This is a genomic window from Flammeovirga sp. AWQ4_249, from assembly GCF_056161045.1.
The window spans coordinates 17,367-31,651 of record NZ_JBSWYJ010000009.1 but is presented as its reverse complement, the minus strand read 5'-3'; the positions used below and the strand labels follow the sequence as shown (position 1 = coordinate 31,651).

8 protein-coding genes are annotated in these 14,285 nt (G+C 34.4%); 7 read left to right on the top strand and 1 reads right to left on the bottom strand.

Annotation, left to right across the window (positions count from 1 at the left end):
• Positions 1-126 precede the first annotated feature (126 nt).
• The 4 genes from ACXAHM_RS09225 (at position 127) to ACXAHM_RS09210 (ending at position 9,058) form a co-directional block, all read left to right on the top strand.
• Positions 127-2,721 carry a T9SS type A sorting domain-containing protein gene (locus tag ACXAHM_RS09225; RefSeq protein ID WP_474960142.1) on the top strand — a complete coding sequence of 865 codons (2,595 nt, stop codon included), beginning with the start codon at positions 127-129 and terminating at the stop codon, positions 2,719-2,721.
• A 413-nt stretch (positions 2,722-3,134) separates the two neighbouring features.
• Positions 3,135-4,763, top strand: a complete 1,629-nt coding sequence (locus tag ACXAHM_RS09220) for an MFS transporter (RefSeq protein ID WP_474960141.1) — start codon at positions 3,135-3,137, stop codon at positions 4,761-4,763.
• Between the two features lie 86 nt (positions 4,764-4,849).
• Positions 4,850-7,336: a glycoside hydrolase family 94 protein gene (locus ACXAHM_RS09215; protein WP_474960140.1), complete on the top strand. Its 2,487-nt coding sequence runs from the start codon at positions 4,850-4,852 to the stop codon at positions 7,334-7,336.
• Positions 7,337-7,417: 81 nt separating this feature from the next.
• A complete protein-coding gene (locus ACXAHM_RS09210; RefSeq protein ID WP_474960139.1) occupies positions 7,418-9,058 on the top strand; it encodes a sulfatase family protein in 1,641 nt (546 codons plus the stop codon).
• Positions 9,059-9,551: 493 nt separating this feature from the next.
• Here ACXAHM_RS09210 and ACXAHM_RS09205 read toward each other — a convergent pair whose 3' ends face one another.
• Entirely contained in the window at positions 9,552-10,160 is a 609-nt protein-coding gene (locus tag ACXAHM_RS09205; RefSeq protein WP_474960138.1) for a replication initiation protein, read from the bottom strand.
• Positions 10,161-10,891: 731 nt separating this feature from the next.
• On the opposite strand from ACXAHM_RS09205, the gene ACXAHM_RS09200 reads away from it, so the two are divergent.
• From ACXAHM_RS09200 to ACXAHM_RS09190, 3 genes are all read left to right on the top strand, one after another.
• The gene (locus ACXAHM_RS09200) at positions 10,892-11,755 is read left to right on the top strand and encodes an AAA family ATPase (protein ID WP_474960137.1); all 864 of its coding nucleotides are present in this window, start codon (positions 10,892-10,894) and stop codon (positions 11,753-11,755) included.
• A 27-nt stretch (positions 11,756-11,782) separates the two neighbouring features.
• Positions 11,783-12,919 carry a ParB/Srx family N-terminal domain-containing protein gene (locus ACXAHM_RS09195; protein WP_474960136.1) on the top strand — a complete coding sequence of 379 codons (1,137 nt, stop codon included), beginning with the start codon at positions 11,783-11,785 and terminating at the stop codon, positions 12,917-12,919.
• Positions 12,920-14,060: 1,141 nt separating this feature from the next.
• Positions 14,061-14,213, top strand: a complete 153-nt coding sequence (locus ACXAHM_RS09190; RefSeq protein WP_474960135.1) for a hypothetical protein — start codon at positions 14,061-14,063, stop codon at positions 14,211-14,213.
• Positions 14,214-14,285 lie beyond the last annotated feature (72 nt).

Here is a 14,285-nt window from a genome sequence, read left to right as displayed (position 1 = left end):
GGTTCTTTGGTAGTAATAAAATTAATTTTTCGTCTCTTCAATCAGGCGTTTATGTTTTGAATATTTTCTCACAAAGCGAAAATTATAGAATAAAGGACGTAAAGTATTAATAGAGAGTTTTTTATATTGAAAAATAAGAATATGATGAATTCCATAATTCAATTAACAATAACAATAAGCTGCATCTTTTTTTTAGGTATAACTATTCAATTGGCAAATGCACAAACCCTTGAGCACGGCCCGACAACGGTTCCGTATTCAGCATTTCCTGCACGTTTGAAAACGTATGTAGATACGAACCCTAACGAGGCACAAAAGGGAATTATTGATGTAATGCTTCCACCCTACAATGCGGCAGGCGATGGCGTTGCAGACGACACCCAGACGATACAAGATGCTATAGATGATGCCTACAATAATAACTTTGCAGTACACCTTCCTGCTAATAAAATATTTTTAGTATCACAACAACTTAGATTGATTACAACTGTTGAAAGTCGCCGATATGGCCACCAATTTATTGGGGATGCCAATGGCACTAAACCAATTATTCGATTGGTTGATGGAAGTGGATTGGGAGGTAATAATAATTATGATGATGCCCTAATACGTTTCCAATATAATAACGGACAAGGAGGAACTGAAGAATCCAGACATTATACAGCTACTTTTCGGAATATCGATATTGACATGGGTAACAACCCTGATGCAACCGCCCTTACCATGGCAGGAGCCCAACATTGTGTGATTGAGGATGTTAAAATATACGGGGACGCATTCGATGTAGGAATAAAAGATTTACCGGGTTCTGGTGGTGGTACTGTGAATGTGCACATTATAGGCGGAAACATAGGAATTTATCAAGATCAAAACCGCTCATGTCCCACGCTGATTGGATTGGTGCTGGAAGAACAAAAAGACTATGGTATTAAACTCACAAATACGCAAGGCCCATTAGTAATAGTCGGTTTTAAAATTAGCAGTACGCAAGCACTTTCTACAAGCTATAATGGAATTTATCTAGATAATGATTGGGCTAATGAGACTGTAATAGGGGAAAATACTGTTCTTGACCATGCTCTTGCAGATCTATGCCTTACCGATGGTAGTATTGAAGTGTCTCGTGCAAATGGCGTTGCAATTAGAAATGGAAGACAAGATGTGAGTATGGTGAATGTATATATAAAAGCAAACACACTCATAGAAAATGGCGTATTACTTGGGGATAATGACGACCTTACTAATCCGCCTCCTATTTCTTATGTTCAGGGGGATGAAAATCAATGGAAAAAAATCAGTCAGCATTATTATACATCTATCCTCGATAAATCGTCAGTAGTGATAGATGGACAATCTTTGAATGACAGAACAAATAGTTACGATTCTACAGGAATCATTACGGATGAAGCACCTGATGCATCTATTTATACGAAGCATTCCTACGGAGAAATACCAGACTTTAAGAATCCAAACATAGTAGATATTACCACCTATGGCGCAACAACAGCCAACCAAAATCCAGATGATGATGATGGGGTTGCGATACAGAGTGCCGTCGATGATGTAACCAATCCTACAAGTGCTAATTTTGGAAAAACGGTTTTAATTCCCCGTGGAAATTTTGGGATAGACGCCCCTATTTTGGTAAAAAAAGGAACAAAACTCATTGGGACGGCTAAGAATATCTCAACCATCTACGCGAACAATCCATGGTCCAACGATAATGGAGCCATCATAACAACAGTAGACGATGCCAACGGGGAGGTGATTTTAAGCGATTTCTCAATTATGGGGTATCTGCGCATGTGTTATCTGCGTGTTCAAAGTGGTGAGACGGTGGTAAGAGACATCATAACCGAGCAAAAAACTCGCTATGGTTGGCCTGAAAATGAGGATTGGAAAAGCGTAAATTCAAGAGAGGGATCTACTTATTTTGATTTTTCAATGAATGCTGGTGGTAAGGTTTATCATATTTCAACAGACCATCTCTCTACTGGAGACGGCTGGAATGCCCTTCCGAATATATCTACTTATAACCATTTTCGCATTAAAAACACTACTAATCCGCTTACGCTCTATCAAATGAGTATAGAACATCATGCCTTTTCGCCAAAGGTATTGGTAGAAGATGTATCTAACCTAAGCGTGTTTGGTTTTAAGTATGAGGGCCCTACAGAATTACTTCATATCGTTGATTCCGATAATATTGAAATATGTGGCGGTAATGGAAATTATTATATGGATAAAGAAGGAGACCGAACAATAATTAATATTAGCAATTCTAGTGACATTCTGTTGCGTAATATGACTCGTAAGTCTAAACATGGAAGTTATATTAGAGGTAGGGATTATCCGGTTAATGACATTACAGAATTTTGGCTAACAGATTCTGGAACCGAGGTAAGTCCATACTATAATCTTTTGTGGTATCAATCTCCTCAAAATGTTGAAGAAACACCTCCTCTAAATGTTGGTGAAACAAGCAATATTAGCAGTAAATTATATGTCTATCCCAATCCAGTAAATCACTATGTACACATCTCATCACTCAACCCAGCCTCAGATTACCGATACCGATTTGTAAACTTATTGGGTATGGTGGTCCAAGAAGGCTTTTTAGATGGCAATACGATTCATTGTCCATCTCTTCCACCAGGTGTATATGTACTTAATATTTACTCTAAAAGAGAAAACTACTCCATAAAAGTAAAAAAGAAATGATCTTTATATGATAAAGTTAGATGAATAACAATATTCAAATTTTACTATACTATAAATATATATATGATTGCTAATAGCATTAGTAAAAGACGCAATAGTTAATTCATTATTGTGTCTTTTTTATATGAAAAATTGAATATAATTATTGTACTATCGGTAATATTTGTGGATTGTTTTTCCACTATCAGAAAATATTTTTTTGATAAAGCGGATCTCATAAAAAAGATCTTAAATGATGTATATATAACACTGATAGATGTAGTTTAAAAAAAATTCTTTATTGAAATATTGTAATAAAATAACAGTCTAATTATCGCTTAATCAGAGAATAAATAATAGTTTTTGTAGACAAATTCGTTCTATATTTCTCTATAAAATGGAATCTAATACATTAAACAAATTCTGAATTAATAATGGTAGGTAAGGTTAGACTAGTAGAAAAGATAGGGTATGCATTAGGTGACGGAGCAGCGAACATTGCATGGCGTGGAGTCGCAACATTCTTATTTATTTTTTATACAGATGTTTTTGGTTTAGCACCAGCTGCCGTAGGTATATTGATGTTAGTAGCAAGGTCTAGTGACGGAGTAAGTGATGTCTTGATGGGTATAATTGGAGATCGTACAAAATCTAAATTTGGAAAGTTCAGACCTTGGATTCTTTGGACAGCCATTCCGTTAGGCGTGATTCTCTCACTTTTATTCACTGGTCCAAGTCTTAGTGAAAACGGAAAAATAGTTTATGCATATACTACCTATATTTTATTTACACTGATTTATACGGCAAACAATGTACCTTACGGAGCATTGATGGCTGTAATGACAGGAGATGATAAAGAAAGGACAAGTATTGGTTCATTCAGAATGGTAGGGGCTTTTGCAGGCGGTATGATAGTACAAGGGGCATTATTGTTTCTCGTCGCTTATTTTGGTAATATCAATCCTCAGATTAATGTAGAAAAGATCGAAAGTAAGAAGTATCAAGTAACTGTAAGCTCTCCCAATGATGTTGAAAATGCAAACATTAAAACAGAGAATGGTATTGCCCAATTTACTTGGTTTGATATAACAAAGGAAGTTCAGGATAACACAGCAACTCATGCAAAAAGTTTTAGCATGTTGGCTCATCAGAAATATTCTTTTGTAGTAGATGGTGAAGAAGGTTTAACGGCAAAAGACATTAGTTTGATCGATCAAAAGAAAGGGTATGGAAATGCCATTTATATTATGTCAGTGTTTTTATCTTTGTTTATGCTGATTACTTTTTATTCCACTAAAGAACGCATTCAACCATCTAAATCACAGGAAAGTAATTTGATGAAAGACCTGAAGGATTTGATTTACAATAGACCTTGGTTAGTACTGTTGGTGATTGGATTATTATTTAATGTTTATAATTCTATCAAACAAGGAATAGTAGTGATCTATTTTACACACTACGTACATGACCAGTTGATGGCAGCATCATTTATGGTAGGGCTTATGATTGCGTCTATTGGAGGTGCAATGATTACCACACCATTAGCGAATCGTTTAGGGAAGAAAATGCTCTTTATTTATGCTTTGATTTTTTCAGGAGCAGTGAATGCCTTGTTTATGTTCTGTAAACCAGATGATACATTGGCAATTTTTACTATCGGTATTGTATCTGAGTTTGGAGCAGCTATTTTCCCTACCTTATTTTTTACCATGTTAGGAGATGCTGCAGACTATTCTGAATTTAAAAATGGCAGACGAGCAACAGGTTTGATATATTCTGCAGGTTCATTTGCTACAAAGTTTGGAGGAGGTATCGCTGGAGCAATTATAGGAGTTGTTCTTTCTATTTTCCACTATGATGGACAAAATACATTAGCCATTCAAGGTGCTTTGCCAGGTATAGTGATGCTAATGAGTTGGATACCAGCAATAGTCTCTGTACTTGCAGCTGGAGTGATGTATCTATATCCACTAGATCAAAAGAAATTAGATGAGGTGACGATCGAACTCAATAAAAGAAGGGAAGAAGAATTGGTAGAAAGTGAAATTGATATGTGTGTGTAATACAAAACGTTGGAGTGTTTCACAGTAGTGAAATGCTTCGATGTTTTGTTCTTGAAAAAGGAATTAATACTGAAAAAAATAATAAGATGAAATACGGATTTTTTGATGACGCGAAAAAAGAATATGTAATTACTAATCCTCAAACTCCATGGCCTTGGATTAACTATTTAGGTAATGAAGATTTCTTTTCATTAGTTTCTAACAGTGCAGGTGGATATAGTTTTTACAAAGATGCAAAGTTTAGAAGACTGAATAGATACAGATATAATACTGTACCTATGGATAATGGAGGAAGATATTTTTATATCAAAGATGAAGATACAATCTGGTCTCCTGGATGGAAACCTGTAAGAACTGAATTGGATAGTTATGAGTGCCGTCATGGTATGAGCTATACAAAAATTACCGGTTCTAAAAATGATATTGAGGCAGAAACACTCTTTTTTGTTCCTTTGAAAACTTGGGGTGAAGTTCAGAAAGTGAAACTAACAAACAATGGAACATCACAGAAAAAAATAAAGCTATTCTCTTATAACGAATGGTGCTTATGGAATGCAGAAGATGATCAGAATAACCTTCAAAGAAACCTTTCGACAGGAGAAGTGGAAATTGATGGATCTACGATTTATCATAAAACAGAATATAAAGAAAGACGTAATCACTATGCCTTTTATCATGTGAATACTCCTGTAGACGGTTATGATACTGATAGAGAGTCTTTTGTTGGTTTGTATAATGAAACTTCGGGTCCTCAAGCTGTTTTGGAAGGTACTCCAAGAAATTCTGAAGCACATGGATGGTCACCGATAGCATCGCATTATATAGAAGTGGAATTAAAACCAGGTGAAAGCAAAGACTATATTTTCCTTTTAGGATATATAGAAAACCCAGAAGATGAAAAATGGGAAAGCAAAGGTGTGATCAATAAAACAAGAGCAAAAGACCTTATTTCAAAATTTGATACAGTAGAAAAGGTAGAGACAGCCCTTGCTGATTTAGCTACGTATTGGGAAGAGTTATTGGGGATTTACCAATTGGAAAGCTCGGATGACAAACTCAATAGAATGGTCAATATCTGGAACCAATACCAATGTATGGTAACTTTCAATATGTCTAGATCCGCTTCATTCTTTGAAGTAGGAATCGGTAGAGGAATGGGCTTCAGAGATTCGAATCAAGATTTGATTGGGTTTGTGCATCAAGTACCAGAAAGAGCTAGAGAGAGAATCATCGATATTGCTTCCACTCAATTCCCTGATGGAGGTTGTTATCACCAATACCAACCATTGACAAAACGAGGAAATGATGCAATTGGTGGAGGTTTTAACGATGATCCGATGTGGTTGATTTTAGGAACAGTGAGTTACATTAAAGAAAGTGGAGATTTCTCTATTTTGGATGAAATGGTACCTTTTGATAACAATGTTAACATAGTGGGTTCTCTATTTGATCACCTGACTATTTCATTTAATCATGTTGTCAATAACTTAGGTCCAAATGGTCTTCCTTTAATTGGTAGAGCTGATTGGAATGATTGCTTGAACTTGAATTGCTTCTCTACAAACCCGAACGAATCATTCCAAACTACAGAAAATAATACGGAAGGCTCCAAAGCAGAATCATTAATGATTGCGGGCTTATTTGTAGTCTATGGAAAAGATTATATCGAGTTGTGTAAAGAGATAGGAAAGATTGATGAAGCTATCCGAGCACAAAAAGAAGTGGATAAAATGATTGAGGCTGTGAAGTCTAAAGGTTGGGATGGTGAATGGTTCTTGAGAGCTTATGATTTCCATGGTAACAAAGTAGGAAGTAATGAAAACGAAGAAGGAAAGATTTTCATTGAATCTCAAGGTTGGTGTACTATGGCAGAAATCGGAAAGGAAGAAGGAATGTGTGAGAAAGCATTGGATGCCGTTAATGAAAGATTGAATACACCTTATGGTATTGTATTAAATAATCCTGCTTTTACAAAGTATGTGATTGAGTATGGAGAGATTTCAACGTACCCTAAAGGTTACAAAGAAAATGCAGGTATCTTCTGTCATAATAACCCATGGATTGTGATTGGAGAAACAAAGATTGGTAGAGGTGAACAGGCTTGGGAATATTTCAAACAGATATGCCCAGCTTACTTAGAAGATATTAGCGATTTACATAAAACAGAACCTTATGTATATGCTCAGATGATTGCAGGTAAAGATGCCTACAAGCCAGGTGAGGCTAAAAACTCTTGGCTAACAGGTACGGCTTCTTGGAATTTCTATACAATCAGTCAATATATCCTTGGTATTCGTCCAGATTATAGAGGACTTCTTATTGATCCTTGTGTTCCAGCTGATTGGAAAGGATATAAGGTCAACCGTAAATTCAGAGGAGCCACTTTCAATATTGAAATAAAGAATCCTAATGGTGTAACGAATGGTGTGAAGAGCATTACTTTAGATGGTAAACGTTTAAAAAGAAACTTTATACCAGTAATGCCGGAAGGAACTTATAATGTTATAGTTGAACTTGGAATAGCTGAAGAAGAGGTTATTGAAGAGCAACAATTAACAACATCTTACCAATAATATATAGTAAAACACTGCTTTTAGAATTACGCTATTGGCAGTGTTTATTATGAAAATTTCAACTTCAAAAAGAAGAAAAAAATGAAATTAATAAACAGACAATTATCGTTTCTAGTATTGGTACTAGCAATGTTTTCTTGTTCACAGAAAATAGCTAAAGTAGAGTTAAAAAAGGATAAGCCAAACATCATTTTCTTTATTGCAGATGATATGTATCCTGATATGTTCAATACTCGCCCTGAAGGGAAAGGTAAAAACCTAACGCCTAACTTAGACAGATTGGCCCATGAAGGAGTATTTATGACTAATCAAAAGGTGGCTTCACCTGTTTGTACTCCAAGTAGATACAATAGCCTTACAGGAAACTATGCAAGTAGAGCAGTAAACAAAGAGTTTCTAGAAGATACTGAAAAATACGAAGGACAGACTTCGATTCAATTCAACTCATACATTACTCCAGGTGTAGAGAAAACCATGGGAACTTACTTTCAGGAGTTAGGCTACACTACAGGATTTGTAGGTAAAAACCATGTGGTAGAGAGTCTTTCACAAGTAAGTCAAGATACAAAGCCAGATCTTTATGCAGACCCAACGGACCCTAAAGTAAAAGCACAACTTGAGCAAAGACATGCTTCCCTTCAAGAAGATATAAAAAACTGTGGCTTTGACTTTGCAGACAATTTATATCATGATAATCCAAGTTGGTTGGGTATAGAAGCATTGGGCTCTCAAAACATGGACTGGATTACTGAAGGTGGATTAAGGTTTTTAGAGAAATATAAAGATGAGCCAACATTCTTATATCTAGCAACGACGATACCGCATTCACCGCTTAATTCAGAAAACTCTTATGATGCAGATCCAAGAATTACAGCCAAAGGTATTTTAGATGAACCACTTGATGTATTACCAAGTAGAGCATCTATCAAAAATAGAATCAAAGAAGCAGGGCTAGAAGGTGACAAAAGGACAAACCTTCTTTGGATGGATGATGCTCTTGGAGCCTTATTAGCGAAGTTGGAAGAAACAGGAAAGATTGATAATACTATTATTATTTTCTTCAATGATCATGGACAAAACAATAAAGGGACACTTTATGAAGGAGGTATTCATTCTCAAAGTATCATTTGGCGTAGTTCAGGTTTTAAGTGTGGTAATACAAGCGATGTGAAAGTATCAAACATTGATTTCCTACCAACGCTATTAGACTTTGCAGGTTACAGTACACCTGATGAAGTTTGTGATGGAAAGAGTTTCAAAGCAGCTTTGGATGGAGAGCCTTACAAAGAAAGAGAATTAATGTATCATGAATTGGGTTTTGCAAGAGCTGTAGTGAAAGGTAATTTTAAATATTTGAAACTGAATTACCCTGAATATGCTGTCAATGCCTCACCTCAAGAAAGAGTAGCAATGCTAGATGATTACAACGAATTAAGACGTTCTTTTGGAGGTAAGGCAATTAATTTAGATCCAACACTTCCTTATGGTCACTTAGAGCTTTATCCTGGTGGGGGTGGAGCAGAACATGCTTCATATGGTAAAAGACCGGGTTTTTTTGATTTAGATCAGTTATATGACTTATCTTCCGACCCAGATGAACAAGTTAACTTGGCCAATGATCCACAATATGCAGATAAACTTGCAGAGCTGCGCCTAGAACTGACAAAATATCTATCAAAAATGCCAGGAACATTTGGTGATCTTAAGAAAAATGAAATTTAGAAACTGGATTCTATTTTCTTTGAGTAGGAAAAGTCAGATTATTACTTCGAATATATAGTTATACAGGGCTTGTTCATAAAATTTCTTTTTGAAAAAATGAATAAGCCTTGTCTTTTGAATGTACTAAATCTTCTCTAAATTCAATAAGTGATTGTTTCTTTTTCATAAAACCAATAACGACAACCTTTCAAATGATGGGAGTGTAAAATTGGGTGTTTCTACACAAAGGGATCAATATCGTCTAAGCTAATAAATTGCCTCTTTTTAGTCGTTTAAAAAACGTTTCTATTTATTATACTATTTCAATATTCTTAAAATTAATTGAGTAGCTCTTTAATTTTTCTTGAGCGTATATAATTGTTTAATCCGATATGACTATTACACCCTAAATTTTTACTTATTCTTCGAATTGAGACACCATCTTTTAGCCATTGAATTATTTGCTCTTTATGTTCATCAAATTTACTTTTTGGGATAGTACCTTTTGGTTTTCCTAACTTAATTTTTCAATAACAGCTCTTTTGAATTGAGAATATACTTTGTAGGTTTTAACATCTTGAATACCAAACTTTATTTTCAGGTTTTCTACTGTGGTAGTGTAAGGTCGATTGAACTTTGCTTGTTGTAATAGAATCTCATACAAACGAATGGCAAAGGATGATTTTAGCTTACTGACCGTAGAATAAAGATATTCTGTATAGGCTTCCTGGAGGTCTACAATTAAAGGTTTTAGCTCTTCATTGAGCTTATAAGACAGTTCTATTTTATCTATATCCTCTGCAGAATCAATGCTTCTGGCATCTCCTTGAAGAGTTGGAAAGATCACAATAGACTTAAATTTACCATCTAGTTCAATATAGAGTGGTTTCATTTGCTGTAAGGCAAACAGTGCTTTTTTGGCTTTACGATAGTCATGAATACTAGGATTCTTTTTTCCTGTATACTCTCGCATTGAGATACTATGAAAGGAATCTATATCGTTGGCTCTAACAGCTTTGGCAATACAATAGATAAATAGCTTCTGCTCTACGGCAGATAAACCTTCAGTCTCGTTATAGAGAATAAGTTTACTATGCTTCTTTACAATATCTTGTGCTTCCATGTTTGCCTTAATTTATGACCTTAATGTGTACGAACTAACGAAATCAACACTCATAATACAAGTAATTGGCTATATTTCTTCGTTGTTTTATACACATTTACGTCGGTTGGTACACATTAAACGTCAGTTAGCACACTGAACGATTCATTCTTTATTCTTTTACGTTGTTTTATACACTTCTCTTCGTTGTTTAGTACACATTAAGCGTCGGGTAGCGCACAATACATTATTCTATACATTCATTTTAGCTAATAATCGCTCTATTTTTCGTTGATTGGTACACATTAAACGTCGATTAGCACACGAAACGTTACTCTATACATCTATTTTCGTTGAACTATACATTCGTTTTCGTCAGTTAATACATTAAGTTTCGTTGTTTAGTACACATTTAAAATGTAATTTTGTATTATAAAATACTTTAAATCAATTAGTTACGTACGTATTTCTAAAACTCCTAATATTTTTAATTCTTTTAATTATTATAAAATCTTCTTTCATTTTATTCTTTAATTAAAATCATATATGAGTTATATAGAATTTATACTTCTCTTATTTTTTATTTCAAGACATCAAAATTGATTTCTTAATGTGAATTTAAGTGCTTTTTTTAATAAAAAAGGGAAATTCCGCCGATTTTTTTGAAAATAAACTCAATATTGATTTGTTTATCCACTTTTTTTAATGCTATATTGCGTTTGTAAATCATATTTGAGTTATAAAATCGGTTTATGAGCACTTTAATAGACAACATCAAATACTACAGAAAAGAGAAAGGGTTATCGCAAAAAGATATTGCGAGCCAGTCGGATATATCATTAGCGACTTATCAAAGAATTGAACAAGGAACTACTGATTTGGGAATGACAGATTTGTCGAAGATTTCTAAGGTATTGGGTGTAGGCATTGAAACATTGATGAAAAGACGTTGTAAGATTATTACTGTAGCCAATACAAAGGGTGGTAGTGGTAAAACAACGATGGCTATCCATATTTCAAAGCATTTAAAGCAAACAACAGGAAAAAATATTTTGGTGTTTGATACGGATATCCAGGAATCATTGACAAATGTATATTCTGACGATAGCATCGTGGACCTTGCGACTTTTGACCATACAAAGAAATTTGTAAGTAAAGAATCGTCGATTCGTACACAGTTAGTCAATTACATGGATGAATATGATTACATCATTATTGATACTGCAGGTTCATTTGAGTCATTTACATTCCTATCGGCGATCATTGAGTTATCAAATATCTTGATCGTTCCTTTCCAATTGACACGTATGTCAATTTCAGGAACGGAATTCATTGAAGAGTTGATCGTGGAAACAAATGCTCACCGACAAGAGCAAGGGAAGTTACCGACAACAGCCGTTGCAGTAGCAACAATGGTCAACAAGAGAGCCAATGAATTGAAAATACTGAAAGATATAGAGTTTGAAGGATTAGTAGTTTTAGAAGCGGTCATTAGTAACTCTGTGGAATATAGCAGAACAGATGACTTGTCATCAGAGTTTGGTAATCCTGCAATCCAAAAGGAGTTTAATAAGTTCATGGAAACATTGGATAAGGTAACTCATCTTACTAGCTAATTTTATTGAAACCCATTAATTGAAATTATGGCTGATTTAAATTTACTCAAAGGCAGAAAAAAGCAGAAGAATAAAATAAATGCTATGGAAAGAGCTTCGCAAAATGAAGCGACTTTAGATAGTAATAATTATATCAATAGAAATGAAGTTGTCGTACTTTCAGAGCTTGAATCTTATATTCGTAAGCAAGATGATGAAGAAGCGGAGTTATTTCGTGAGTCTATAGAAACAGAAGGAATTCGTGAGCCTTTATTATTGGTGAATGTCGAAGGACATAACAATCTATTGATTGATGGTCACCACCGTTACAGAGCATCTGAGAACTCCCCTACTGTTCCTGTAAAATATATCACAACACTTGATTCATTAGACGAGGTAAAAGTATGGATGCTGAAAAATCAGTTAGGAAGAAGAAACCTAAAGGATTTTGAGCGTATCGAATTATCAGAGAAATTACTGAGTTTTAATGCAAAATTAGGAATTGAGAAGCGAGTGCAAAATGCTTCAAAAAACGAAAGTGCAAATTTGCACTTTCGAAATGAGGACGAAAATGCAAGTGCAAAAAAGATAGATCATACCCAAAGTATAGCAGATACAGCCAATACTTCAAGACGTAATACAGCAAAGGCACTAAAGATTATTAGAGAAGCTCCAGAGTTTTTAAAAGATCAGGTTCGCTCAGGTGAAAGGTCAATCCATAGTGTTTACCAAGAGATAACTAAAAGAGCAAAACAGAATAAAGAAGTATTATTACAATCTTCATCTCTTCAAGGGAAATTGGATATGGCTGATATCCGAAAAGAAATAAAAGCTTTATGTCAATTATCAGTTCCTTTTCTTGAATCAGCTCAATTTATACTATCATCATTTATCAAGGAGTCTATCAAGGATTATAGAATCTCCAAAGACTATATGAAAGATGTCGAAGAGGCATTAGCAATAATGAATACTCCAGGCTTCTTAAAAGATGATGTGTATGTTTCTCGATTAGAGTATTTCTACGACAAATCAATTAAAATGATTAGAAGTAGAAAAAGCGATGATAATGAAGTTGATCCTGTTGATGATTTTAGAGAAAAAGCATATTCTGCTTGGGATAAATTTACAAAACTAAAAAGCCTTGAAAGAAGACTTAGCGAAGCTAGAGAGCAAGCAAAGTCATAGATTAAAGAAATAACTACCGAAGGTCGGTAGCACTATATAAATAAAAGAGGGAACCGCACCGCCAAGCACAAGCTCCCTCAATAACAATAATTGTTATGGACAAATCTACAAAAAGAATTCTATTGTTTCATTGTATCATGGAAGAAAAGGAACTGTCTTACGGTTCCCAGTTGCACAAGGATTACGCTTTGCGACTCGCTGATCAATGGATCAAGGAATGGGAAGAAATGGTTAACGGGCCTTTGAGAGAGGCTTGTTAGGAAGAAATTTGGAGCACTAATAGTTTTATATTAGTGCTTTTTAGTTTAAAATTTATTTAGAACGTTTAAGAACCATTGACTCTTCTTTTGTTAATTCATTACAGATTAGCCGAAATATTCGGGCATTTTTTATTGATAAGGAGATGCTTTATCGATTAGCTGAAATATTCAGGCATTTTTTATCGATAAGGAGATTTTTTATTGATATGATGGGATACTTTATCGATTAGCCGAAATATTCAGGCATTTTTTATTGATAACTTGAAATTTTTTATCGATATAATGGGATACTTTATCGATTAGCCGAAATATTCGGGCATTTTTTATTGATAAGGAGATGCTTTATCGATATGATGGGATACTTTATCGATTAGCTGAAATATTCGGGGATTTTTTATTGATAACTTGAAATTTTTTATCGATATAATGGGATACTTTATCGATTAGTAGAAATATTCGGGGATTTTTTATCGATTAGCAGAAATATTCGGGGATACTTTATCTATGTTAGTAACATTTTATTGAAATGATGGGATATCTTATCTAATAAGTTAATATGTGAAGGGATTCTTTATCGATAAGTTGATATATCTTACCTGTTGAAAATACTTTATCGGTATGATGAGATACTTTATCGATTGTTGAAAACATTTTATCGATAAGTTGATTTACTTTAAATATAGATAAACATAGCCATCTGATTTTCATATAGATACGTACTATAATATATTAATACTTATAAATACTATAAAATATAGATGGTACGCAGTATTTTTTATTTTAAGTATTAAAAATTCTTTTGCCTTTGGTTCGTATATCACCCATATTCAAGATAATTTATAAACCTACCATGACTAATTATATTATCATGTGCTATTTTCTTGATCACTGAAAATGATCGTTGTAAATTACTCCCTCCTCACGCACCCCACATTACTTCACTTCATTCAATTTGGCTAACGCCTGCATCTCCATTCCGTTCGTCGTGGGGTACATTCGTTGCTCGTGTTTTGGTAGGAGTAGCCGTTTGCTAGTTATTTTGATGAGTAGGAGCATTGAAGTAATTTTTCAAAAAACGATGAAGCAGTAGTCAATATTGGGAGAAG